Origin of the sequence: Janthinobacterium aestuarii (assembly GCF_051380835.1) — a bacterium.
GTDB lineage: Bacteria > Pseudomonadota > Gammaproteobacteria > Burkholderiales > Burkholderiaceae_D > Janthinobacterium > Janthinobacterium aestuarii.
In genome coordinates, this window is record NZ_JBNYXU010000002.1 from 87,353 (window position 1) to 114,274 (window position 26,922).

Genomic DNA, 26,922 nt, shown 5'->3' on the forward strand with positions numbered 1-26,922 from the left:
AGCCAGTCAGGCCATCCGACGCCCTTCCGGGCCCACCCGTTGTAAACGATTGCGATGCCGCGCGGCGCGCCATGCCGCCGCATCGCAGCCCGAGTCGCGTCTTGAGTGGAGGTTGTCATGGGTTTCAGCTTCGTCGCCACCGATCCCGCCAGCAAGGTCAGCCTATATGAATCTCCGCCGCAGGCGGACCATGCCTGGGCCGGCTACCTGCTGCCGCCCGTCGCGCCGCCGGCCACGCCTCCGGACAGCATCAGCTATGCCGACAGCCTGTCGCCGCAGCGCATGGGCAGCTACGTGTTTGCCAGCGCCCGCCCGGCGGCGCTGGACGCGGCGCCCGGCCCTTTCATCGCCGCACTCGCCGCCTATATCGACGGGCAGTCGTCGGCGCCGGGACTGAACCTGAACGCGCTGCTATGGCTGCGCGACGCCGATGCGGCGCCGGCCGATCCCTTCAAGAACTACGGCTGCAGCTACAGCTATAACCCGCTGACCAAGGGCTTTGCCACCAGCACCAATGTCAATTTCCTGCTGGGACAGGACCTGCTGTTCAACGTGCTGTCCGGCGTCGGCCTGTCCATCGACGCCGCCAGCGGCAGTCTGCGGCTGTCCGCGCCGCTGGCGACGCCGCCGGCGCTGGCCTTCCAGCGCAACGCCAGCGATATCGGCATAAGGGTCACGGGCAGCGGCAGCACGATCCGCACTTTCGTGCCGCTGGCGGGCGCGAATGCGGGCTGCCTGACGTTTACGGCCACCGTCAACCCTGCCGTCACCTTCGGCCCCCGCGGCCTGGCCGTCGGCTTCCCCCTGAGCGCGCGCGACACGGCCAGCGGCCAGCTGCAGCAACTGTTCTACCCGGCGCTGAGCGCGCCCGCCGCGCTGCCGGCCAGCCTGGCCTGGGTCGGCACGGTCGACCCGCTCGATCCCTACAATCAGAAGCTGTCCGCCAAGGCCAGGCTGGAAGGCGTATTGCGCTGCGGCTTGCTGCCGGCCGGCCAGCCCGCCTTGCCGTCCACCTACCGCACGGCACTGGGCCATGCGACGGCCTTGCTGCCGCTGGGCGCCGCCAGCGGGCAGCCGCCCGTGATCGGCTTGCAGTCGGGCGCCCTGGCCTTTGGCTGCGCCGCGCCATCACCGTCTCAGCCCGCCACCAGCAAGGCCTTGCTGACGCCGGCCGGGCGCTTCGGGCTGAACGCCAGCGGCCAGGCTGCCGGGACGCCGACAAACTTGTTATGCGGCATCTTCGGCTCGGAACAGCTGAGCATGACCACCTATGATGGTGCCGCGCCGCAGAATGACAGCCTGCTGTTCGTGCCCGCCTCGCCCGCCTACGCGGCCGTCTTCCCGTTCCAGGCCGCGACCCTGGACTTGCCCGATTCCGGTAACGTGGCCACGCCGCTGACGGCCGATTACCTCAGTTGCTGGGCCAGCGTGCTGAAGGGCGGCGCGGCCATGCCGCAATACCATGCGGAGCCGGCGGGCAGTCCCATGTACGGCTTGCCGCCGGCCGCTCGGGCGGCCGCCTTGCTGCGCGCCGTGGCCGCCGATACCGTGCTCGCCTCGACCCCGCCCGCGCTGCCCGTGCCGCAGGGCGCCGCGCACGCCTTTCCCCTGTTGCCGTATGGCGGCGCCGTCAGCGGCGGCCCGCTCGATATCAGCGCCTCCCTGCTGTCGAGCTTTGAAAGCAGCATCGTGGCCGCCACGCGCAAGGCCGTCATTTCCGGCGGCGCCAGCGCCACCTGGCAGGCGCGCGCGGCCACCAGCCGCCGCGTGCGCGGACTGGCCGCCGGCGAGGCGGTGGCGGAAGCGCCGCACTACCGCACCACGCCGCAGGGCGCTGTCGCCACCGTGTCCAGCCAGGCGCAGGACCAGGACGCCTTCCTGTCTGTGACCTTGGGCCAGACCCTGGGCGACGGCGGCCAGGTCTTGCCGTTCGGCTTCCGCTTCCCGGACGCTATCTTGCAGGATGCCCTGCAGACCAATCAATTGTTCCTGGTGGCCGTCAACGCGGCCCACCTGTCGGACGGCGGCGCACTCTTCGACAATACCGTGGGCATCGCGGGCTGGACCATGCAAGCGCAGGTGGGCGTCGGCGTGACGCCCACGTCCTACCGCAACGTGATGCTGCTCAAGTATTGCAGCGGCAGTGTCAGGGAACGCGTCGCCAATCCGAACGCCTGGTCGGGCGCGCCCGATTTTTCGCTGGCCGCCGACGCCGGCCCCAGCGTCCAGGGCATCGCCTATACGGGGCTGTCGCAGTGGCTGCAGGACCTCATCGAAGCGGCCGAGGTGCTGGCGGCGGACAATCCCGCATCGCCGTACCGGCATTTCCTGGAACTGGTCAGCGATCCCGCCTGGACCGGCGTGCTGGTGCTGCAGGCGGACCTGGACCCGTCCAGTCTGCCCGCCGGCCTGCAGGGCATTGCGGCCGGCCTCGACCTGACGCGCTTCGTCGCCCACCATTTCGGCTTCACGGCCAGCCGCGTGACGGTGCATGGTGACGGCAGCATCACCCTCGACGGCAATTCCAGCACCTTCGGCCTGGTCGACTACCAGGACCCGGCCTTCGCCGCAGGCCAGCGCAACGGCTTGCCGCCCGATACACCGATCGCCCTGCCCGACACCGACAACTATGCGTTCCGCGTGCTGCAATTGCAGGTGCTGTTCGACAATGCCGTCATCAAGACCTTCAAGAGCTACGTGCAGCTGGCCGTCAACGGCCTGCTCGGCTCGCGCGTGACGGCCACCACCTTCGGCGGCAATGCGATGCCGAACAACGGCGTGGTACTCGACGGCAGCTATATCGACCAAAATGGCACCGGCATCTACATCTTCGAGCAAGCCACGCCGTCGATATTCAGCCTCGACAGCAACCTGCTGCGCCACGTGGCTTTCCAGCGCATCCAGTTCAACTGCCTGGGCACCACCGACGCGGGCGCGACCGTGCTGAACCGTTTTTCCGTCTGGGGCACGCTGGACTTCGCCAGCCTGGACGACCGCACGGGCGCCGTGCTGGACCTGCTGTCGTTCGGCGCGCTGGCGCCGGACCTGCCGCCGGACGGCGCAGGCCTGGCCTTTTCCAACCTGGTGATCGACATGCGCTATCCGCAGACGACGCCGTCGGCCGTGCGCTTCGACGAGGTGACGACCAACCTGGCCTACGACCTCGACGCCAGCCAGGCCAGGCCGGACAGCCTGTTCAAGGGCTTCGGCCTGGAACTGTCGGGCTTTATCGCCGCCGCCGACGGGCAAAAGCCGGCAGATTTCGGCTTCCTGCCCGTCAGCACGGCGCTGAACCTGGGCACGCTCGACGGGCCCTGGCACGGCGTCGTGTACGACGTCACCATGGGCGGGCCGGGCGCGCTGGTCTCGGCCGCCGGCTTCCATTCGACCCTGCTGCTGGCCTGGTCGCCCGCCAGCACCGCCGGCGACGACGAGCAAGCCGTCTTCGTCGGTCTGTCGCTGCCCGGCGCGGCGCCGGGCGCCAGGATGATCAGCCTGCAAGGCATCTTCAAGCTGGCCATCGACAATATCGGGCTGATGCGCCAGAAAGTGCCCGGCGGCGACGCCTACTATTATTGCCTGCGGCTCGACAATATCGCCATCAAGTTCCTCGGCATCGCCAAGCTGCCGCCCGACGCGAACATCCAGTTCTTCCTGTTTGGCGACCCGAAGAATACGGGCAGCCTGGGCTGGTATGCCGCGTACATCGCCGATGCGGCCGCCCGGCAGGAGCCGGAACTGGCCGCGCTGCCATTGCCTGCCATTTCATTGGGGAGCGCAGCATGACCAACGTCGTGTACTGGAATATCGAGAACTTCGGCATCAACAAGGTCAACAATCCCAGCCGCAAGCGGCCCCGCTATGGCGAAGGCGGCCGCTGCGGCGGCAACCTGCCGGCCGTGGCCGCGCTGCAGCGCCGCAACCACATCCTGACCATCCTGCGCGCAACGCAGCCCGACATTTTCGTCCTGATCGAGGTGTCGGCCAGCGCGGCCGGCGCCGGCGACCTGGCGCCCGCCACGGGCGGCCTGCAGGGCGCGATCTTCCTGCTGCAACAGCTGCGCAACGACGCCACCGACCCCAACCGCGCTGCGTGGCGCATGGTGCCGCCGCTGAAAGTGGGCACGGACGGGCGCACGGAATCGGTCGCCGTGCTGTATCGCGGCATATCGGGCACGGCCGGCACGCCCACGGAAGTGCGGCGCTATTTCACGGGGCCGAACGTGTGGACGGGCGGCGGCGTGTCGGCTGTGGCGGCCGGCGCCGTGCCCGCCGCCTACCCTGCCGGGGGCGCCGGCGCGCCCAACATCCAGGATTTTCTCAACCCGCCAGGCCAGGCGGCGCGCATTATCCCGGCCGGCGCGCAGTACAACGGCGGCCTGGCCGAGGGCATGGCGGCGGCGCGCATCGCCTTCGCGCCCGCGCTGCCGCCGGCCGCGCCGCCCGTCGTTGGCGGTCTGGTCAATTTCAATGGCTTGCGCCAGCCCTTCATGGTCAGTTTCGTGGAAACCAACCAGGCCAACGTCATCACGCGCAACCTGACCCTGTTTGCCGTGCATGCGCCGCCCAACCACGGCGGCGCCACCAATTTCATCAATATCCTGCTGCGCGGCCTGCTCGACGTGGCGGCGGCGCCCGCCGGCGCGCCGCACAATGAAATCAAGCTGATCTGCGGCGACTTCAACCTGAACGCCATCCATGCGCTGCCGCCCGGGGTGGGCGGGCGGACCACGGCCTACGACCAGTTGCGCGGGATCAACTACATACCGCTGCTGGACCCTCCGCTTGCCATGCCGGTGGCACCGAATCTGCCGCTGGACGCGTATCAGGGCTACCTGGCCACGCATATCCGCCCCAAGCGCACCAAGAAGCAGCTGACGCAGCAGTCGCGCTTCCTGTGGTCCGACAATACGGCCGGCGGCCCGCTGCTGGCGGCGCCGTATCCGGGCTATAACTATATCGGCAGCGATATGGTGAGCAACTTTTTCTCGATCGACAATATGCTCGTCAACCCGCTGGTGCCGGCGAATAACTACCAGTTCACGGTGATGAATCCCGTGTCGGGCACGCCGTTCACGGTGGCGGGCGCCATGCCTGCGGGCGTGCCCATCGGCACGCGCCCGCTGGCAGCGCAATTTACGAACGTGCCCGCCGGCATGGCCTGGCCGCAATCGCCGGCGGCCGTGTATGCCGTAGGCCAGGCGCGCACACTGAACGGCTGGGCCAATTACGGCTACCTGCGCAGCACCAGCGACCACCTGGCGCTGTTTGCCGTGCTGTAGACAGAGCGTCCGGGCGGGTGCGAGCGCCCGCCCTGGATATCATGACTGATTCAAGGAGCAAGTCCGTATGGCCACCACCGATACCGCGCTGGAAAACCTGCAGCAAGCCATCGTCAACGCCGCCAGCAAAGGCCCGTTCGCCCTCGATGCCGCCTTCCTGGAAGCGGGCCTGGCCGACCCGGACGTCGCGCCGCCCGAAAAATTCGACGCCATCATCGGCCAGGCATTCCAGATCGACGCGGCGCAGTTGCTGGTCAGCTGCGCGGCAGCCGACGTGGGCGCCGTGAGCGACGGCGTCTTTACGGTCAGCAAGGCGAGCCTGCCCTTCATCGGCGGCCTGCTGCACACCCCGGCCACGCTGGTGTTTTCCACGCAGCCTGCCGCCGCGCGCACGCCGGGCGACGACGGGGATGACGCGGCCGTGCTGGTGGTGCAGGTGGCCGCCAGTCCCGCCGGCTGGAACTGGGACAGCAGCTTTCCCTTCATGGGCGGCTGGCCGTTCAGCGAGTTGCCGCTGTCGGACGCGCTGCTGGTGTTTTCCAGCGCCGACGGCGTCTATCCATGGGGCGACGACGGCGCGCTGTCCGTCACGGGCGGCGCCAGGCAGAACCTCAGCGCCAGTGTAGCCCTGCCCGCCTTCGTGACGCCATTTCTGGAACTGTTTTCCGACCTGGCGGCGCCGCCGGGCAAGCTGCGGATCGGCGGCTACCTGGACATGGCGCTGTACGACGGCAAGACGTTCGAACTGGGCGGCCTGATGCCCAGCGGCGTGCTGTCGGCCACGCTCAGCGAGCTCGACTGCACGTTCGCCGGCTACCTGCGCGTGGCCGCGCCCAGCCTGACCGTGACGATCCCGCCGCCCGTCGATGCGCCGCCGCCCGACGCCCTGCTGCTCGACAGCGGCATGCAGCTGCTGCTGCGCGGCGCCGGCGAACTGGCCGACGAGGAAGCGGCCGACGGCGACCAGGCCGCCACGCTGGCCCTGACGGCCACGCTCAGCGTGGAAGGCGCAGGCGCCGCCGACTACACGCTGTCACTGCTGCTGCAGCCATCGAACGCCAACGGCGACGGCAACTACGCGGTCAGCCTGGAAGCAGGCAGCGACGGGCAGCCCCTCAGTCCCGGCGCCGCCATCAGCCTGATCGGCGGGGGCGCCAGCTATTTCCGCGCCACGCCGGCCGTGCTGCAGGAGTTCCTGACGTCGTTCGGCCTCGGCGGCATGACCATCAGCGGCAGCATCCCGCCCGAGGCGGCACCGACGGTGGACCAGGTCACGCTGCAGCTGCGCAGCGTGCGCGATCTCAGCTGGCAGCCCATCCCGGCGCCCACGCCCGATCTGAGCTTTACCATCACCTCGTTCTTCCTCGACTGGACGGCTTACCAGCCGCTGGCGAGCAAGGCCAGCGGAAAGTCGCGCTATGAATACCTGTTCGGCACCACCTTCACCCTGTTGCCCACGGTCTTTCGCAACCTCGACGGCACGCCGGGCGGCGAATTCGAGGTGCAGTTCAACTCGGCGCAGCTGTTCCAGGCCAGCTTTCCCGGCAAGGCCACGCTGTCGGACTTCCTGTCCGTCGTCTCGAACGGCATCGTCAGCCTGCCCGACAGCATCGATGCCGAGGTCTCGAATATCGTGCTGAGCATCGACGGCGCGGCCCAGTCCTTCGCGTTTTCCAGCGACTACGCCATCAGCCTGTCCTTCCTGACGGTGGGCGGCGCACCGATCCTGAGCATTTCGGAAGGCCAGATCAGCCTGTCGGGCATCAGCGCCACGGTGGCCGCGGACAAGCAGGAAGGCGCGCTGGCCCTTGGCGAGGCCGGCAATGCGGGCGCCGGCACGGCCTGGGCCGGTTCCATTTCCGGCTTGCTTGGCGTGGGCGCCAGCCTGCAGGCGGCCGTCAGCGTGGCCTACAGCAGCCAGGAAACGCCACCCCGCTGGACCCTCTCCGCCTCGCTCGCGCAAGAACTCGACGTGGGCGAGATGATCAAGCAATTCTTTGCCGCCGGCGGCATGTATGATTTCCCGGTCTTCTTGCCGGGCAACCTGAAGATTTCCGCGTTCGCCATCGAAGCGGTCATTCCCAGCGGCAAGCCCAGCACGGACCTGGCCACCAGCTACACGGTCGACACCACCTTTACCTGGCTGTTCATGCTTGGCCAGCAACAGATCGGCTTGCAGAAAGCCACGCTCTCGGTGCAGTATGACGGCGCCAAGCCGGCCGCGCAGCAATTCTCGGGCAAGGCCGATGCCGTATGGATCTATACCGCCATCAATCTGAAACTGGGCTTCGGCTATGCGTTCCAGCCGACGGACAAGGGGCCGAACCACACGCTGTACGTGAGTTGGGAAGGCTTCACTGCAACCTATACCAGCGGCAACGAGATGCTCAGCTTTACCCTGGCGGGCTGGTCTCTGGGCAGCCTGATCCAGGCGCTCGTGCGCACGCTGGGCGATCCGTATTTCGTGCTGCCGTCGCCGTGGGACGTGCTGAACCAGGTCACGCTGGACGGCCTGTCCATCAACGTGTCGCTGAAAAGCGGCGAAAAGAACCGCCTCAGCGCCACCTACACGCTCAGTTCACCGCTCAACCTCGGCTTCATCGTCATCCGCAGCATCGTCTTCAAGCGCAATACGGACGGCAAGGTGACCCTGGCGCTGGACGCCACCGTGCCGCCATTGCTCAAAGGCAGCATGGGCGACTTGCTGGACCCGAACAAGGGACAGGACGTGGAAGAGATGCCCAGCGTGCCGGGCGCCGGTTCCAGCTATTTCAAGGTCTTCCTGCTGATGCTGGGCCAGCGCGTGGCCATCAACGGCGCGTCCGACTTCAGCTCGACCAAGGCCGTCATCGACGCGCTGGCCGGCGTGCCGCCCACCACGGGCAAGACCAATCCCGTCAACCCGGGCAGCGGCGTGCAGGGCCAGCCGCATTACCAGCCGGACAGCAACTGGCTGATCGCCGCGCATTTCGGCGTGCTGCAGACAGCCGGCGTGTGGGCCGTCGACGTACAGATCGTCTTCAACGATCCCAACCTGTACGGCTTGCGCCTGACCCTGGGCAGCCCCAAGATGGGCGGCCTGGCCGGCCTGGTGGTCGATATCCTGTACAAGAAGATCAGCGACGACGTGGGCCTCTTCCAGATCGATTTCACCTTCCCCGACAGCATACGCAACCTGAACTTCGGCGCTGTCAGCGTGGTGCTGCCGATGATAGGCATCAAGATCTACACGAATGGCGATTTCCTGATCGACATCGGCTTTCCCTACAATATGGACTTTACGCGCTCGTTCAGCTTCAGCGCCATCGTCTACGGCGTGCCAGTGCTGGGCTCGGGCGGCGTGTATTTCGGCAAGCTGTCGAGCGCGACGGCGACGCAGGTGCCGAAAACCGATCTCGGGTATTTCAATCCCGTCATCGTCTTCGGCCTGGGCCTGCAGCTGGGCCTGGGCTACAACTTCGTCAAGGGGCCGCTGAAAGCCGGCTTCGCGCTGACCGTGTTCGGCATCATCGAAGGCGTGATCGCCACCTACCATCCGTACGACCGCGGCAACGCCGTCGCGCTGGCCAGCGCCGGCGCGTCCGGCAGCGTACAGGAAAGCAGCTACTTCAAGCTGACGGGCACGTTCGGCGTGATCGGCATGCTGTACGGCGAAGTGGACTTGAAGATCATCAGCGCTTCGCTGCTTGTCAATATCACCGTGTCGGTGCAGATCGGCTACGAATCCTACCGCGCCATCCCCCTGTCGGTGACGGCCTCGGTGCGCATCAGCCTGCGCGTCAAGATCGACCTGGGCATCTTCAGCTTCACCATTTCCGTCGGCTTTTCCGCCACCGTCAGCGCGCAATTCCGCATCGGCAGCGACAGCCGCGCGCCGTGGGATGGCGGCGGCGCGCTGCGCCTGGACAGCCTGGCACGCGGCCGCGCGCGCACCTTGCCGATGGAACTGCAGGCCGCCATGCTGCGCGCCGGGCCGCGCCGCCAGCCGCGGCGCGTGCTGCGCACCGACGCCAAGCCGGTGCTGCAACTGGTGACGGCGCCGCAATTCACGGTGCTGGCGCCGCAGGGCGCCACCGCCAGCAGCGCGCAGCAAGGCGCGTTCGTCTGCCTGTTCGCCATGGATGCGCCGGACCCGGCCGCCGGCGGCGCGGGAACAGGCACGACCTCGTTCGACCTGCTGTGCAAGGCGTATTTCCCGTGGCTGCTCGACGCCTTGCAGCCGGCGGCGCGGGCCGACGGCGCGGCGCTGGACCTGGCTGCCGCCGCGACTGCCAGCGTCACGCTGGCGCAGCTGGTGGCGGGCATCCAGGTGCTGGCCGATCCCGCCATGCAGCCATTCGGCATGGGCGACCTGCTGCAATTTCTCGCCGACGGCTTCAGCGTGAACATCAGCGCGCCGGGAGCCAATATGGACGGCGCCACGCTATTCCCGCTGTTCGACGGGCTGCGGCTCGACGTCCCCGACCCGCAAGGCGGCGCCGGCACGCAAGCGATCGACCTCGAGACCTACGCGACGGCGACGGAACAGTATCGCAGCACGGTGGCCGGCGTGCTGCGCCAGGTGGCCGCCAAGGTGGGCAAAGCGCCCGCCAAGCCCGCGCTGCTGGCGCAGGACGACGCTGGCGCCGAATCGATGGCGGCCTTCATCTTCGTCGACGTCTTCAGCCTGATCGGCCGCGCGCTGCTGCAATCGGCCATCGATGCCTTCGATAATTACAGCTATGCGCTGCTGCCAGGCGACAGCATCGCCGGCATCGTCGCCGCCTTCAACGGGGCCGGCAACGCCATCGACGCGGACGACGTGTCGCTGCCGAATGCCGCGTATCCGCTGAACGGCGCGCTGCCGCTGCAGGTCAGCGGCCTGTCCGCCGTGATCCAGACCGGCGATACGCTGGCGGCCATCGCCGCCCGCTACACGGATCCGGCCGGCGCCGGCGGGCGCTGGCAAACCACCGCGGCCCAGCTGATCGGCGCGAATGCGGCGCCGCGCGCGCTGCGCACGGGCGTGACACTGGTCTTCGACTTCGGCGCCGGCGCCGTCAGCCACGTCACCGCGCCCGGCGACAGCTTCGGCGCCATCGCCGCCGCGCTGGGCGTGCCGCTGGCCGCCCTGGCGCAGCAGGCATCGCTGTATGCGCGCGCCGACCTGCTGCTGCCGACGGCCATCCTCGCCGTGCCGCCGCTGGCCTACGCATCGGCCGCCGGCGATACCCTGGCCGGCATCGCCAGCCGCTTCGCCGCGACGGCCGCCGGGCTGGGGCGCGACAATGCCGGCGTCGCCAATCTGTTCGCCGCGGCGCCGGGCCGGCTGGCCATCGCCCGCCTCGACGCCTTGCCGCTGGAGCAGCTGTGGAGCGGCGTGCAGGCGAGCGGCGCCGTGGCCCAGGCCGCCGGCCAGGTCGCGCGCTTCATCACCTATGGCTTGCGCCTGCCGGTGGCGCCCGGCCTGAGCCTGTCGCCATCCTTCCTGTACAGCAAGACGCAGACCGACTACGCGCTGTACCAGCTGACGGGCCAGCAATTCCCCACGCCCGCCAGCGCCGCCGGCGGCTATCGCATCGGCCTGGGACGCAATGCCATTTCGCATGGCGTCGCCCTCGATTTCATCACCTTCGCCGGCGCGCCCGGCACCAGCCTGCCCATCGACCTGGACGCCGCGTACGGCTTGCTGTCGGGCGTGCTGGCATATGCGCAGGCGGGCAGCTTCATGCCGTCGCCTGCGCTGCACATCCTGCCGCTGGCTTCCTTGCAGCCGCGGCAGTTCCCTGCGGCAGGCTACGCCGCCTGGATCACCGCCGACCTGGCGCGCCTGACGGCCGTGACGTCAGGCGACGCTTCAGCGGCGTTCGCCACCGCCAGCCAGGCCACGCCCGCGCCGTATCTGTGGCAATTGCCCGACGCCATGCTGGCCAGCATCGCCCGGCGCCAGGATACGCTGCAGGCGCTGTACACCGAGGCGCAATACGCGGACATGCTGGCCCTGATGCCCGCCTATCGTCCCCGCATCGGCAACACGCCGCCCAACAGCAGCAGCACGGTGTTTCAGGACATGAGCGGCTATGCCTACGCCACGCGCGTGGACTTCCAGATCACGCGCATGCCGGCCGCCACCGTGGCCACCAACGACGCCAGCGGCACCGCGCTGGCCAGCGCCGCCACCCTGGCCCACGTCTACGAGCTTGTGGGACCGTCGGCCGCCGATGCCCAGCGCCTGCAATACCTGCTGAGCGGCATGGCCGCCGTGGGCGAAACCCTGGTGGCCGGCCTGTTCCTGCTGTATAGCGAAGGCGGAAGCGACCAGGTGGCGCTGACGGGCCAGGCCGATGCCGACTACCTGTGCTTCCTGACGCAAACCAATCTGTCCACGGAAAGCCATCCGCCGGCCAGCCGCATGCTGCTGGACGCGGCGGAGACGGCTTTGCCGCGCGGCATAGCCAACAGCCCCTCGCAATTCATCAAGCTGCTGTGGGAGCAATCGGTGGTGCGCGGCGGCGGCTACTATCTGTATTTCGAAGACATGGTATCGGGCGCCGGCCTGCCCCCATCCGTCTTCGACGCCACGGGCACGGCCACGCTGACCCTGGTGGTTCCGCTGGCGCGCCAGGCGGACGCTGCCGACACCGTGCCGAACTTCGTCAACGCCCTGCTGACGACGCAAGCGATCGATCCGCAGCAGGACGTGCTGGTGTTCGAATCGCTGAGCAAGCCGGCCAAGACCCAGCCGTTGGCCCGGGCCGCCACGAGCACCCTGACGGCGCTGGCCGCCACGTATGGCATGGGCGTGGGACAACTGGCGCGGCAAAACGCCGTGCGGCCGCTGCGCGCCGGCGCCAGCGTGCCCGTGGCCGGCATCCTGCACCAGCTGAACCAGCAAGACATGGCCGCGCCCGCGCAAGCGCTTGAGCAGCTGGCCGCATATTACTCGGCCGGCGCCACCCCGCTGAGCGCGGCGCAGATCGCCGCCTACAATCCCGGCGTGACGGTGGCGCTGGGCGCGACCATGCGCATTCCGCCGCTCGTCTATCGCGTGCCAGCCACTTTTGACGCTCCCGGCAATACCTTCGCCGCCCTGGCCGCCTACTATGGCTTGTCGGTGGACGCCCTGGCCCTGGGCGCGGCCGCCACCGAAAGCCTGTACGCCGATGGCGCCATGCTCGACGTCGACAGCCTGGCCCTCGATGCGCAAGCGACCTTGGCACCGGGCAACCTGTCGTTCCAGCTCAAGCGAAGCAACGACGGCGTGCCCGTGCTGCCGCCCGATCCCACGCCGCAGCAGCGGCAGCTCTATGCGCAAGCGACCCTGTCTGCGCTGTACAACACGCTGTCGGCCGGCCTGGGCGCCAACCCGTATTTCCTGCCCAGCCCCTACAGCCTGCCCTTCGGACCGCAGGACCATGCGAACGACAGCGACGGTGATGGCGGCGACGATGGCGAAGCCCACCGCCGGCGCTATGCGGCCGCGGCCCTGGCCGATTACGACTACCGCCAGGCGCTGGGCTACCTGGGCAACAACAGCAAGGGACTGCCGTTCGCCCTGCTCAATGCGGCGCCGGCCAATCCGCCGGCCGGCCTGCCGCCCGCCGCCGACAACCCCTACGTGGGCGTGGGCGGCCATGCGTCGTTGGCCCTGCGCTGGCAAGACCTGTTCGGCAACACCACCGTCACGCCGTTCGAGGCGCCGCCAGCCGGCTACACGGGTGCGCTGGACCAGGCCCCCGCCGCGCTGCGCTACACGGATCGCCTGCCGGGCCTGTCCGCCTGGCCGAAAGTCCAGGCCAGCTACCTGTATGGCACGGATGCGGACGGCGCGCCCGCGCTGCTGCTGACCTTGCGCATGGATGGCCTGGCCTACGCCACGCCGGCCGACGCGGCGCAAGACTTGCCCGCCTACCAGCGCCTGTACTTCCAGCTGCACCAGGACTATACGGGCCTGGGCGTGCCCGGACTGAGCGGCAATGCGGTGAGCATCGCCCTCAGCAACTCCCTGCTGGCCACGCCGCTGCAGCCGCTGGACGAGGTCAGGTCGCGGCAGGTGCGCGACTTCGTCGCCGCCTGCGCCATCTACCTGCAGGCACTGGTTGATGGCGGCAGCGCCACGGCGCCCGCCGCCACGCTGTCGGTGCCGGTGCCGCTGGCGCAACTGGCCAGCGCCAACCGCATCGCGCTCGACGTGGCGCTGGTGCTGACGCGCCAGGCCATCCTGCTCGATCCCGTGCTGGCGGCCCTGCCGGACGGGGCCAGCGTGGTCAGCACCGTGCTGCCGCAGGCCGACACGGATGGCGGCGCATCCAGCTACACCACGTTTGCCAAGGCGCTCGAAACGTGCCTGAAGACGCCGCAATGGTCGATGCGCGCGGGCGCGGGGCTGACGCGCGTGGGCAGCGCCGGCCAGCAGACGCAGCAGTTGTTCGCCGTGCGCTTCAGCGACACGCCCGGCCTGGGCATCCATTTCCGCCTGGGCCAGCAGGCCAGCTACTACGCGCCGCTGCCCGTCGCCAATTCGCTGGAAAGCCGCACGGTCAGCATCGACGCCTATCCGGCCAATACGCCGCATGCGCTGACGCTCAATAGCGTCGACCTGAACCTGTGGCTGCAAAGCTGTCTCGACGCCATCGACAAGTTCCTCTCGGCCACCTATGCGCCGCCCGCCTACATCCTCGATCGCCTCAACGGCATCGCCGATCCGCTGCAGAGCGGCCAGTTGGGCCTCGTACTCAAGGCGAAACAGACACTGGCCGACGCCATCAGCGCCACGGTCAGCCCCGTGCTCAGCAGCAGCGCCACGGACGACGCCACGCGCGTCAGCGCGGCCGCCACCATGCGGCAGCAGCTGCTGACCACCCTGGGGCCCGCCTTTGCCGCCGGCGCCGTGGTCGTGTACGGCGTGGACCAGCTCACGGGCGTGGACGGCATCTACGCTGCCGGGCCGCCCGCGCTGTACGGCCAGCCCGCCGGCACGAACACAGCCGGCGGCGCGGCCGGCGACGGCAACCAGAACTACACCTTGTTCCCGACCCGGCTGCCTTTGCTAGGCACGGCCGTGCCAGAGCAGAGCCGGCTGTCATTCAACTTCATCTCGAAGAATGTCGAAGGCCAGGCCTATGTGCCGCTGGACTTGCGCTATCAGATCACGCACATGGAATTCGACCAGCAGTTCGTGCCCGGCATCGAAAACTACGCGCAAAGCCAGTGGCTGCTGTTCATCACCGGTCCGTTCGAGGTAGCGCTGGGCAATGGCACGCAATATATCCCCGTGCTGAACCGCGCCCTGCCCGTGCCGCCGACGGTCAACCGGCAGACCGCCACCGCGTCCGCCGCGCCGCAGGCCGGCCGCATGCGCCTGGCCGCCGATGGCTTGCAGCCGGCCCAGCTGGCCCAGTGGAATTACAGCTTCAGCTATACCTATCGCCAGGCGGCGCAGGATGCCGTGCATGTCAGTGTCGTGCTCAACGTGCCGCAGCAGGCGGCCAGACTGTCGGCGGCGACCGGTCCCGACCTGTTCACGGCGCTGGCCGCCTTCGTCGGCAACTATCCGCTCATCTCGGCTGACCTCGACGAGTTCCTCGCGCCCCTCGATGGCAAGCAGGATGCGGCCGATAGTATCGCCAAGGCGACACTGGCCACCACCGCCTTCCAGCAGCTGGTGACCCAGGTGGCAGCCAGCTATGGCGAGCATTTCGGCGCGGCGCGGCTGGCGGCGGCGCAAGGCGAGGCCAGCGTGGCCGTGGAATTCGACGCGCGCCTGGAAGACCATGGCGGCGACGCCTGGTACGCGCTGCTCAACGTCACCGTTGGCGGCGCGCCCGCCACCTACGACCCGCTGGCCGGCACCCTGAGCAACGGCGCCGTCAGCGTGCCCGTGCCCGTGCTCGACATCGACGCGCAACAGTACCGGGCCACGCCGGCCACGCCCACGCCGCCCGATGCGCTGCTGGCCTACCGCTACGCGGCCATCGCCGCCGGCGCGCCCGACCTGTCGTTTGCCGCCGCGCTGGCCAATACCGGCCGCGAGGTGCGCATGCCGGGGCTGAACGTGATGGTGTACAAGAACGCCCAGGCCTCGCTGTACGTGCAGCGCAACCGCTACCTGTGCCCGCCCAGCCAGACGCAGGTGTCGACCATGCCGGCCTTCCTGTACCAGACGCCGGTCGTCAAGTTCAGTGACCCCATCCTGCCGCGCCTGAGCTGGCAAGGCTATGATTTGCGGCAAGTCGCACCGGTGGGCGGCAGCGACGTGGCGGCCTACATGAGAGGTTTCTTCAACGCCCTCTTCACGGGCGCCTCGGGCAGCGTGCGCATCGCCATGGATGGCAGCTATTCCTACAGCGTGATGCCGGCCGTGGCGGGCTTTCCCCGCACCTCGCTGCCGGTCAGCCTGCTGCCGGCAGTGCTGGCGCCCATCGATGCGGCCCAGCCTCCCGCTGCGCCCATGGCGCTGGTGGCCCAGGTGCAGCAATGGTATGACACGCAGCAGCCGACCACGGATGGCGGCGCCGCCATGGATTTCCGCCTGAACTTCTTTACGGACGGCGCGCCCGAGCAACTGCTGCTGTCGCTTGAAGACGTGCGCTGGGTGGTGCGGCCCTGACGCGGCGGCGCAAGGTCAGGACACGGGCGTGGGCAGCGGCAAGCCGGCAAAGTGGGCTTGCAGGTTATCGGCCACCAGCTGGCCCATCGCATGCCGCGTTTCCACGGTCAGGCTGCCCACATGCGGCGTGAGCACGACGTTGGGCAAGGCGCGCAAGGCGGCCGGCACGCGCGGCTCGTCCGCAAACACGTCGAGGCCGGCCGCGCCCAGGTGGCCATCCTGCAAGGCGGCGATCAGCGCGTCTTCATCGATCAGCGCGCCACGGGCGATATTGATCAGGGTGCCTTGTGGACCGAGCGCGTCGAGCACGCTGCGGTCGATGATCTTGCGCGTGGCGGGCGTGCCCGGCGCGCAGACGATCAGATAGTCGCTTTCCTGGGCCAGGGCCAGCAGGGATTCCGCGCGCGGCACGCTGGTACCGGCAATGGCGCGCGGCTGGAAGTAGCGGATGTGGACGCCGAAAGCGGCCAGGCGCAGCGCGATGGCCTGGCCGATCTGGCCGAAACCGAAGATGCCGGCCGTCTTGCCGCGCAGGCTAGATGCGGGGGCGATGGCCTCGCGGCGTTCCCAGCCGCCGTCGCGCACGAAACGGTCGAGCGCCACGATGTGCCGCGCGCTGGCCAGCAGCAAGGCCAGCGCCACATCGGCCACGTCGTCCGTCAGCACGTTCGGCGTGGTGGTGACGGCGATGCCCCGTTCGCGCGCTACGTCGAGCGCCACGCCGTCGAGACCCACGCCATTGACGGCGATGATTTCCAGATTCGGCAGCATGCCCATGTCGGCGGCGTTCAAGCCCAGCGCGCCCGTCGTGACGACGGCGCGGATGTGCGGCGCGCGCTCGGCCAGCCAGGCGTCGCGCTCGTCCGCCGGCACTTGCCAGGCGTGGTGGCAGGCGTATTGCTGTTCCAGCTGCGCGTTGACGGCAGCCGAAGGGCTGGGAGCGAGGATGAGGAGGTCGGGGGGCATGGGTGTCCTGGGTCGTGTCGACAAGATTTGCAGACGCAACTTAGCATATTTGATGCCATGGCGGGGGTGACTGCTCTATTACCGCCCCTGAAACCCTGCCCACCGCGCGGTCTTTTCCCCCGTGGGGCTACCCCATCCAATCGTAGGTCGGCTTAGCCCGCAGGGCGTAAGCCGACAAGCGCCGCCACGCAGCATGTCAGATTACGCTGCGCTAATCTGACCTACGCAGCTAGAATGCGGTCCGGCGCGCGATCTCTTGGCATGTATCACCCGTACGCCATGCGTAGGTCGGCTTAGCCCAACGGGCGTAAGCCGACAAGCGCCGCCACGCAGCCTGTCAGATTACGCTGCGCTAATCTGACCTGCAGCTCATCTGACCTGCACAACCTTCAATCCGCCTCAACCCGGGCAAGGCACTCTTTTCACCTTGCCACCCGTCTTGAACGGGTCGGCGCCCGCGCCCGGGTTCGCATCGAGGCCAAAGCACGTGGCGCCGCCGGCGCTGACGACGCGCGTGGCGGGGCGGCCGTCGGCCGTCAGGTATTCCTCCACGCGGATGACGGGGCCGCCGCGCCAGGCGGAGGCGACCAGCTTCTGGAAGGTGCTGTCGCTTTTGAGATCGGCCGTGGCCAGCCAGGGCTTGTCTTGCCTGGTTTCGCCGCGCAAAGCCTTGTCGGCGGCGCCTGCAGCCAGCCGGGCGCGCGTGCGCAAGTCTCCGGCGAACGGCACCGTGGCGGGTGCGGCAGGCAATTCCTCGGCGGGAACGGTGATGATTTCCGCCGCCACGGCGGGCGGCGCGGCAATGACGGACGGCGCTATGGCACGCGCACGCGGCATGGGAACCGGCACCGGCAACGGCAACGGCAAGGCCAGCGGCGGCGCCTGCGGCGCTGGCCGGGGCGGCAGCAGGGTCATGAACGCCACTTCCGTGTATTGCTTCAGTTGCCGCGCCGGCAACAGCAGGAAATACAGGCCCAGCGCATGCATGGCCAGGATCAGCGCGACGGCCGCGCCTTTCAGGCTCAAGCCCCGCCGTATGCGCAGGCGCATGGAAGCGGACGGTAGATGGCGGAGCAATGGCATGCGGTTTCCTGTGGGCGCCGGGCGCGATGGCCCATTCTAGCGAAACTTGGCCATAGGAATTAATAAATCCACAAGGTATCGCCTGGCGCGCCTTTTTTCGCCAGATTCCGGCACCTCACTTGTCGCGTGTTGTACAAATGACGACTTTTCGATCGCTTTCTCACACTTTTCCACGCTATGCGCCACGCTGGAATATAATGATAATCATTCTCATTAATATCCAGACAACACCATGCGCTCCTTCCACCTCCTCCCTACTCCGTTCGCCCTGGCCGCCTTCCTGCTGGCCAGCGCCGCCGCCCATGCCCAGACCACGCCGGCTGGCGACGCGCAAACCATGCCGACCGTCGTCGTCAATGCCTCGGCCGATGCGTCGGCGGAAGGCTTGTCGAAGGCGTATGCGGGTGGCCAGGTGGCGCGCGGTGGGCGCATGGGCATCCTGGGGTCCGTGGACATGATGGACTCGCCATTCGGCAGCACCAGTTATACGCAGCAATTCATTGCCGACCAGCAGGCGCGCAGCGTGGGCGACTTGCTGCAGAGCGATGCGGCCGTGCGCATGTCGCGCGGCTATGGCAATTTCCAGGAAGTATATGTAATCCGCGGCTTCGCCCTCGATTCGGACGACGTGGCGTATAACGGCCTGTATGGAGTGCTGCCGCGTCAATATGTATCGCCGGAATTGCTCGAGCGCGTGGAAGTGTTCCGTGGCGCCAGCGCCTTCCTCAACGGCGCGGCGCCGGGCGGCAGCGGCATCGGCGGCGCCATCAACCTGATGCCCAAGCGCGCCGGCAACACGCCGCTGACGGAATTGACGGTGGGCGTGGAATCGGGCGGCCACGCCTATGCCGCCATCGACGTGGCGCGCCGCTTTGGCGAGAACAAGGAATTCGGCGTGCGCGTGAACGCCGCCAAGCGCCAAGGCGAGACCAGCATCAAGCGCGAAGACCACGACGTGGGCATGTTTTCCGTCGGTCTCGACTATCGCGGCCGCGGCTACCGCCTGTCGGCCGATGCCGGCTACCAGAATTTCGATCTGACGGCGCCGCGCCCTTCCATCAACACGGGCAGCCTGACGGCCTTGCCGGGCGCGCCCGATGCATCGAAGAACTTTGCCCAGCCGTGGAGCTATTCGAAGGAGCACGACGTGTTTGGTACGGCGCGCGCCGAAGTGGACCTGGCCAAGGATGTCGTGGCCTGGGCCGCGTTCGGCAGCCGTTCGACGAAGGAATCGAACAGCCTGGCCCAACCGACGTTGACCTCGCTCAATGGCGATGCCAGCGTGTACCGCTTCGACAATGCGCGCAAGCAGGAAATCCGCACGGGCGAACTGGGCATCCGCGGCAAGCTCACGACGGGCGCCGTCAAGCACACCCTGGTGGCCAGCTGGTCCGGGCACTGGAACGAGGCGAAGAATGCGTATGCGATCAGCGACTATGCGGGCTTGCCGACGAATATCTACCGTCCGCTGGACGTGGCCATGCCGCCCACCCTGCCCGACAACTCGGGCGGCGTGATGAGCGACCCGCGCCTGACGCAAAAAACCATCCTCAGCAGCTACGCCGTGGCCGATACCATGGCCTTCCTCGACGACCGGCTGCTGTTGACCGTGGGGCTGCGCCGCCAGCAGATCCGCGACGCGGCATATGCCTACGGCACGGCCGTCCAGTATTCCAGCTATGACAAGAGCGCCACGACGCCCGTGGCCGGCATTGTCTACAAGGCCAGCAAGAACGTGTCGCTGTACGCCAACTACATCGAGGCGCTGGTCAAAGGTCCCGTTGCCAGCGGCACCTATTTTGATGGCCAGAACGACGTGCCGCTTAGCAACAAGGGTGAAGTCTTCTCGCCATACAAGTCGAAGCAGAAGGAAATCGGCGTCAAGTACGACGGCGGCAAACTGGGCATGAGCGCCGCCCTGTTTTCCACGGCCAAGCCTTTGCCTGCCGTGGTCGACTCGCGCGCCACCCTGTCGGGCGAACAGCGCAACCAGGGCCTGGAACTCTCCGTCTTCGGCACGCCGATGGCGGGCGTGCGCCTGTTGGGAGGCCTGACCTGGCTTGATACGGAACAGCGCAAGACGGACAAGCCGGCCAACAATGGAAAGCATGCCATCGGCGCGCCAAAAACACAGCTCAGCGTGGGCGGCGAATGGGACCTGCCCGGTGCGCCCGGCTTGAGCCTGAATGCCCGCACTGTCTACACGTCGACGCAATATGCTGACCTGGCCAACAGCAAGCAACTGCCATCGTGGACCCGCGTCGACATCGGTGCACGCTACCTGACGCAGGTAGCCGGTCATGACGTGACCTTGCGCGCGCGCATCGACAACGTGGCCGACCGCAGCTACTGGGCCTCGGCCGTCTCCTCGTTCGACGCCGGCAGCCTGGTGCTGGCCGCGCCGCGCACCTTCGTCGTGTCGGGCAGCGTGGCGTTTTAAATAGCTGGCAGCCCATGCCGTCACGAAAGCTGCCTTCGGGCAGCTTTTTTTTCGCGTGTACGCCTGTGCCGCAAGCCCCGCTTCGGCGACAATGCCCGCATGAAACGACTCCCTGCCCTGCTGCTCTTGCTCTGCCTGTCCCTGCCTGCCGCTGCCCAAAAGCAGGCGGCCTGCCCGTATGCCGCCTGGAAAAGCGGCTTCAAGGGCGATGCGCGGGCGCAAGCCACGTGTTTGCTGCGTCCTGTGAAACTGTATGCGCGCCTGGGCGAGAGCGCGCCGCTGCCCGAGTTTCTTGCCGTCCGCATCGGCCAGCGCACGGGCATCGCGCCGACCAGGCTGCGCACCTGGCTTGCCGAGCAAGGCATCGCCGAAGTGGATGTGGGCGGCGCCGTCGATGCACCGCTGTCGCGCGCAGTGGGCCGGCTGGCCGCGCCCATGGCCCGCTATTTCGTCATCCACGACACCAGCTACCCGAATTTCCTGCTGGAGCCCATTCCCGGCCACATCAACGACGCCAGCTGGGATTTCAACGACTTTACCTTGCGCAATCCGGCGCTGGGCGGCGGTCCGAAAGGCCATGTGTACGTGAACCGCCTGGGCCGCTCCCTGCAAGTGCGCGACTTCGGCACGGCCAGTTACGCCAGCAAACTGGAGAAGGACAAGCCGTCGCTGACGGGCCTGTTCCTGCACGTGGAACTGGTGCAGCCGCGCAACTCCGTGCCCGGCGGCGGCAAGGGCAACGACGGGCTGGCGCCCGATCCCGGTTTTACGCCTGCGCAATACGAGCGCCTTGCCCTGCTGTACATTGCCGCCAGCGTGCGCAAGGGCACGTGGCTGATCCCCGCCTTCCACGCCGTGCTCGATACGGGCTATGCGAATGGTCATGACGATCCGCAGAACTTTTCGCTGGAGCAATGGGATACAGCCCTCGGTCATTTGAGCGCCGTCATGACAGGCGCCGACGCGCCAAATTGAACACCACCTGCACGCCGATTTGGAGGATACTTTAGCTCCCGCCGTTGCACGGCGCGGATGCCGAGCTGTCGATGGGGAGCTGCGATGACCTATGCCTCTGACCAGAAAATGCATGTACTGGACATGCCCGCACGCACGCGGCGCATCTTCAGCATGCGCGATGCCGTGCTGACGCAATGGGAACACGAGGTGCGCGCCAAGGTGCGCGGCGCCGACGCCTTGCTGACACCCATCTTGATCAATACCTTGCCCGCTTTCTTCGACAACCTGGCCGAAGCGCTGACGCCAGGCTATCCGCGCGACAATGCCACCAGCAATACCAATGCCCCTGCCGTGCACGGCAACGAGCGGGCGCGCATGACCAGTTATGGCCCGGAACAAGTGATCCAGGAATACCAGATCTTCCGCGACTGTTTCGCCGATGCGGCCCTCGACGCGGGCGTGCCGTTGCGGCGCCGCGACTGGAAGGTGTTCAATGCCTCGATCGATACGGGCATCCGCGAAGCCATCCTGGAATTTACGGCCATGCATGAAAGCTTCCAGCGGCGCATCGCCGCCGGCCTGTCGCACGACATGCGCAATCCCCTCTCCGTCATGCTCAACAGCGCCCAGCTGCTGCAGCGGCGAGCGCAGCAGCTCGACGTGCCGGTCCTGGCGTCGAAAATCATCGAACACGGCAAGCGCCTCGACGACATGATCCAGGAATTGCTCGACACGCTCAGCTACCACCGGGGGCAAAAGCTGCCGCTGGTCTTGCATCGCTTCGATATCCTGCCGCTGGCGCAGCAGGTGGCCGACAGCGTGAACACGGGCCATCCGGGCAAGTGCCAGGTCACGGGCGCGTCCGTCACCGGCTGGTGGTGCGAGAATTCGCTGCGCCGCGCCCTGGAAAACCTGGTCGGCAACGCCCTCAAGTATGGCGACGACGGCCCCATCAACATCCACATCAACACCCTGCGCGAACTCATGATACTTACCGTGCACAACACGGGCAGCACTATCGCCCCGGAGCAGACCGAGCGCATCTTCGAATACCTGCGCCGCGAACACCAGGGCAGCGCGCCCGGCTGGGGCATCGGCCTGCCCTTCGTGCAAAACGTGGCGGAAAGCCATGGCGGCAGCGCGCTGGTCGACAGCGCGCCGGAAACGGGCACCACGTTTACCATCGACCTTCCCATCGACTGCCGGCCCTTCGTCACGCCGGACGCTTGACCTCGCCGCCACCTGCCCCAACACCGGCATTTTCCGCGCAGTAACGCACCAATACGGTGCGGATGACGGTTTTACGCTACAAAAATGGTCATTTTTTACATACTTTCAGGTGCGCGGCACTGGCACGATTTCTGCTGAGCTATAGTCAGACACGGCTCAAGGGAAATCACAACATGGCAAATTTTTTCAATGAAATGACTGCAAATGAAGTGGGTACGGACAGCAAGGTACGTGAACACTATCGTGAATTCAGCAACTGGCTGGAGCAGCAATCCCCCGAGACCATCGCCCGCAAGCGGGCCGAAGCCGACCTGACGTTCCGCCGGGTCGGCATCACGTTCGCCGTCTATGGCGACGATGCCGGCACGGAACGCCTGATTCCGTTCGACACCATCCCGCGCATCATCCCCGCTGCCGAATGGGCGCAGATGCAAACGGGCCTGGTGCAGCGCGTGCAAGCATTGAACATGTTCATCCATGATATTTATCATGAGCAAAACATCATCAAGGCGGGCATCATTCCTGCCGAGCAAATCTACAAGAATGCCCAGTACCGCCCGGAAATGCAGGGCATTTCCGTCGCCTCCGACATTTACGCCCACATCGCCGGCGTCGACATCGTACGGGCCGGACAGGGCGAATTCTATGTGCTGGAAGACAACCTGCGCGTGCCCTCCGGCGTGTCTTACATGCTGGAAGACCGCAAGATGATGATGCGGCTGTTCCCGGAACTGTTCGCGCGCAACCGCATCGCCCCCGTTGACCATTACCCGGACATGCTGCTCGACAACTTGCGCTCGGTCGCGCCCATGGGCGTCGATGACCCCACGGTCGTCGTCATGACGCCAGGCATGTACAACTCCGCTTATTTCGAACACGCGTTCCTGGCCCAGCAGATGGGCGTCGAACTGGTCGAAGGCAAGGATTTGTTTGTCAACGACAACTCTGTTTACATGCGCACGACGCGCGGCCCCAAGAGAGTCGACGTGATCTACCGCCGCGTGGACGACGATTTCCTCGACCCGCTGGCTTTCCGCTCCGATTCCTCGCTGGGCGTGCCGGGCCTGCTGTCCGTCTACCGCGCAGGCCGGGTGACCCTGGCCAACGCCATCGGCACGGGCGTGGCCGACGACAAGTCGATCTACCCGTTCGTACCCGACATGATCAAGTTTTACCTGTCGCAAGAACCGATACTCAACAACGTGCCCACGTACCAGTGCCGCAAGAGCGCCGACTTGTCCTACGTGCTGGCGAACCTGGCGAAACTCGTCGTCAAGGAAGTGCATGGCGCGGGCGGCTACGGCATGCTGGTGGGGCCGGCGTCCAGCGCCGCGCAGATCGAGGACTTCCGCCAGCGCCTGCTGGCCAATCCGGGCGGCTACATCGCCCAGCCGACCCTGGCCCTGTCCGCCTGCCCCACGTATGTCGAGGCCGGCATCGCGCCGCGCCACATCGATTTGCGCCCGTTCGTGCTGTCCGGCAAGACGATTTCCATGGTGCCCGGCGGCCTGACCCGCGTCGCGCTCGGTGAAGGTTCGCTCGTGGTCAACTCTTCGCAAGGGGGCGGCACCAAGGATACCTGGGTACTGGAAGCCACATCCGCTTTTGCAGGAGAGAAAACATGCTGAGCCGCACCGCCGATCATTTGTTCTGGATGGCCCGCTACACGGAGCGGGCGGAAAACACGGCGCGCATGCTCGACGTCAACATGCAGACCTCGATGCTGCCCCAGTCCGAACAGGACGCGGAGCAAGGCTGGCGCGCCACCCTGGGGATTTCCGAGCTGCAAAGCGCCTACGACCATAAATATGGCCGTTTTCATACACGCGACGTGCTCGACTTCATGGTGCGCGACCCGAACAACCCATCGTCCATCCTGGCCTGCCTGACGGGTGCACGCGAAAACGCCCGCGCCGTGCGCGGTACCCTGACGACGGAAGTGTGGGAAATCCAGAACGCCACCTGGCTCGACATGCAGAAGCGATTGAAAAGCAATCTCCTGGAAACGGACCCCAGCCAGTTCTTCGAATGGGTCAAGTACCGATCGCACCTGTCGCGCGGCGTGACCCTGGGCACCATGCTCAAGGACGAGGCCATCCATTTCATCCGCCTGGGCACCTTCCTGGAACGGGCCGACAACACGGCGCGCATCCTCGACGTGAAGTTCCACGGCGCGCGCGACACATCGAAAGACATCACCCAGCGCGATTTTTACTACTGGGCGGCCCTGCTGCGCTCCGTCTCCGGCTTCGAAATCTACCGCAAGGTCTACCGCGACGTGATCACGCCGGAACGGGTGGCGGAATTGCTGATGCTGCGCGGCGACATGCCCAGGTCCTTACTTGCGTGCATGGATGACGTGGTGGAAAACCTCAAGCATATCCGCAACGATGTGTCGGCCGATACCGAGCGGTTTGCCGGCAAATTGCACGCGGAACTGAAATTCGGCCATATCGACGACATCATGAAGGCAGGCTTGCACCTGACTTTGACGGAGTTTCTGGAAAACATCTACGACCTGGGCAACCGGGTCAGCCGCGACTTCCTCGTTCCCTTGGCGGCCTGATGCAGCTCACCATCCGCCACGAAACCCATTACGCCTACAGTGCGCCGCTGGCCTACACCATCCAGCAGCTGCACCTGACGCCGCGTATCGAGCCGCAGCAGCGGGCCCTGTCCTGGAAAATCACGACGCCGGGCCAGTGCCACGCCTACACGGATGCCTTCGGCAACTTGTCGCACATGCTGACGATTAACGGCAGCCATCAGTCCCTGAGCCTGGTGGCGCATGGCGTGGTGGAAACCATCTACCCGCACAAGGGACGGCTGAACCTGATCGACACCTTGTCGCCCCTGTTGTTTACCATGCCGACGCCGCTGACGCAGGCCGATCCCGCCATTCTAGAACTGGCGGCCGCCAGCCTGCCGGACCGGAGCGTGACGGCGGGCACTGGCCATCTGCTGCGCCTGGCCGAGCACATCGTCGGCAAGGTCGCGTATGAAAGCGGCGCCACCATGGTCACCACGACGGCCGGCGACGCGCTGGCCTTGGGACGCGGCGTGTGCCAGGACCACGCCCACCTGTTCCTCGCCTGCTGCCACGCCTGGGGCATCCCGGCCCGCTATGTGTCCGGCTATATTGATCCGGGCACGACGGGCCATGCGGCCAGCCATGCCTGGGTCGACGCCTGGGCCGAAGACACGGATTTCGCGGGCTGGGTCAGCATCGACGTCACGCATGCGCGGCTGATGACGGATGCGTATTGCCGCCTGGCCATCGGGCGCGACTACGATTCGGCGGCCCCCGTGCGCGGCGTGCGCCAGGGTGGCGGCACGGAAACTTTAAGAGTCGATGTGCAGATCGTGCCCGTGTAAACAGGCAGGAATGAGGCTGGCCGGGCCTTGCCAGCGGTATGCCGGGCCCTGCTGGTGTAAAATGCTTCCCCTTTTGATTTGATTTACGACGATGACTTATTGCATAGGCATGCGCCTGAACGAAGGCCTGGTCTTCCTGTCCGACTCCCGCACCAACGCCGGCGTGGACCAGGTGGGCACCTTCCGCAAGATGAGCGTGTTTGAAAACCCGGGCGACCGCATGCTGGTTCTGATGACGGCTGGCAATTTGTCGATCTCGCAGGCGATCCGCCAGATCGTCTCGGAACACGTCGATGCGGACGGACGCAGCATCTGGAACGTGGCCAGCATGTACGACGCGGCCCGCATCGTGGGCGAAGCCGTGCGCACCGTGCACTTGCGCGAAGCGAAGGCCCTGGCCGACTGCGGCATCGATTTCAACGTCAGCATCATTCTGGGTGGCCAGATCGGCGCCGAGCGCTGCCGCCTGTTCCAGGTGTATTCGGCCGGCAATTTCATCGAATCGCACGATGAAAACACGTATTTCCAGATCGGCGAAGCCAAGTATGGGAAGCCCATCATCGACCGGGTCATCAACCCGTTCACGCGCCTGGACGAGGCGGCCAAGTGCGCGCTGATCTCCATGGATTCGACCTTGCGTTCGAACATTTCCGTCGGCTTGCCGCTCGACCTGCTCGTCTACGAGACGGGCAGCCTGGCCGTCACGCGCTTCGTCACCATCGATGAAAAGAACCAGTATTTCCGCATGATCCGCGACACGTGGGGCGAACAATTGAAACAGGTGTTCGAAGGCATCGTCGATCCCGTGTGGAACGCAGCGCCGGAGACGACGACGAACGTGCTGTCGTCCGCCAATATGCACAGCAAGCCCGTGCGCGTGGCCATCCCCGAGCACGTGAGCCGCGGCGGCCTGACCGTGGCGCCCCTGCAATCGTTGGCGCAGCAGTTCAGCGACGACAAGCAGCATTGATCTGCCGCGCACCGCCTGCGCGCGGTGCTGG

The 26,922-nt window shown here is 66.8% G+C and carries 12 protein-coding genes; 10 read left to right on the plus strand and 2 right to left on the minus strand.

Annotation, left to right across the window (positions count from 1 at the left end; genetic code table 11):
• Window positions 1-117 precede the first annotated feature (117 nt).
• The 3 genes from ACQ4WO_RS06695 (at window position 118) to ACQ4WO_RS06705 (ending at window position 15,870) form a co-directional block, all read left to right on the plus strand.
• Window positions 118-3,786 (plus strand): hypothetical protein, encoded by a 3,669-nt coding sequence (locus tag ACQ4WO_RS06695; RefSeq protein WP_436480726.1) that lies wholly within the window; start codon window positions 118-120, stop codon window positions 3,784-3,786.
• Window positions 3,783-5,282: an endonuclease/exonuclease/phosphatase family protein gene (locus ACQ4WO_RS06700; protein WP_436480727.1), complete on the plus strand. Its 1,500-nt coding sequence runs from the start codon at window positions 3,783-3,785 to the stop codon at window positions 5,280-5,282. Before ACQ4WO_RS06695 ends, ACQ4WO_RS06700 begins: the two co-directional genes overlap by 4 nt.
• 67 nt (window positions 5,283-5,349) lie before the next feature.
• Entirely contained in the window at window positions 5,350-15,870 is a 10,521-nt protein-coding gene (locus ACQ4WO_RS06705; protein ID WP_436480728.1) for a LysM peptidoglycan-binding domain-containing protein, read from the plus strand.
• A 15-nt stretch (window positions 15,871-15,885) separates the two neighbouring features.
• On the opposite strand, the gene ACQ4WO_RS06710 is transcribed toward ACQ4WO_RS06705, so the two are convergent.
• Window positions 15,886-16,836, minus strand: a complete 951-nt coding sequence (locus tag ACQ4WO_RS06710) for a 2-hydroxyacid dehydrogenase (RefSeq protein WP_436480729.1) — start codon at window positions 16,834-16,836, stop codon at window positions 15,886-15,888.
• 399 nt (window positions 16,837-17,235) lie between these two features.
• The gene (locus tag ACQ4WO_RS06715; RefSeq protein WP_436480730.1) at window positions 17,236-17,919 is read right to left on the minus strand and encodes a hypothetical protein; all 684 of its coding nucleotides are present in this window, start codon (window positions 17,917-17,919) and stop codon (window positions 17,236-17,238) included.
• A 232-nt stretch (window positions 17,920-18,151) separates the two neighbouring features.
• On the opposite strand from ACQ4WO_RS06715, the gene ACQ4WO_RS06720 reads away from it, so the two are divergent.
• The 7 genes from ACQ4WO_RS06720 to ACQ4WO_RS06750 all read left to right on the plus strand — a co-directional run bounded on the left by ACQ4WO_RS06720 (window position 18,152) and on the right by ACQ4WO_RS06750 (window position 26,891).
• The gene (locus tag ACQ4WO_RS06720; protein ID WP_436480731.1) at window positions 18,152-20,359 is read left to right on the plus strand and encodes a TonB-dependent receptor; all 2,208 of its coding nucleotides are present in this window, start codon (window positions 18,152-18,154) and stop codon (window positions 20,357-20,359) included.
• Between the two features lie 99 nt (window positions 20,360-20,458).
• Window positions 20,459-21,334: a hypothetical protein gene (locus tag ACQ4WO_RS06725; RefSeq protein ID WP_436480732.1), complete on the plus strand. Its 876-nt coding sequence runs from the start codon at window positions 20,459-20,461 to the stop codon at window positions 21,332-21,334.
• A gap of 84 nt (window positions 21,335-21,418) precedes the next feature.
• Window positions 21,419-22,546, plus strand: a complete 1,128-nt coding sequence (locus ACQ4WO_RS06730; RefSeq protein WP_436480733.1) for a sensor histidine kinase — start codon at window positions 21,419-21,421, stop codon at window positions 22,544-22,546.
• A 173-nt stretch (window positions 22,547-22,719) separates the two neighbouring features.
• A complete protein-coding gene (locus ACQ4WO_RS06735) occupies window positions 22,720-24,174 on the plus strand; it encodes a circularly permuted type 2 ATP-grasp protein (RefSeq protein ID WP_331776644.1) in 1,455 nt (484 codons plus the stop codon).
• A complete protein-coding gene (locus ACQ4WO_RS06740) occupies window positions 24,168-25,112 on the plus strand; it encodes an alpha-E domain-containing protein (protein WP_436480734.1) in 945 nt (314 codons plus the stop codon). The genes ACQ4WO_RS06735 and ACQ4WO_RS06740 overlap by 7 nt, the downstream gene beginning before the upstream one ends.
• Entirely contained in the window at window positions 25,112-25,921 is an 810-nt protein-coding gene (locus ACQ4WO_RS06745; RefSeq protein WP_436480735.1) for a transglutaminase family protein, read from the plus strand. Before ACQ4WO_RS06740 ends, ACQ4WO_RS06745 begins: the two co-directional genes overlap by 1 nt.
• Before the next feature lie 91 nt (window positions 25,922-26,012).
• Window positions 26,013-26,891 carry a proteasome-type protease gene (locus tag ACQ4WO_RS06750; protein ID WP_128141527.1) on the plus strand — a complete coding sequence of 293 codons (879 nt, stop codon included), beginning with the start codon at window positions 26,013-26,015 and terminating at the stop codon, window positions 26,889-26,891.
• The last annotated feature ends 31 nt before the right edge of the window (window positions 26,892-26,922 follow it).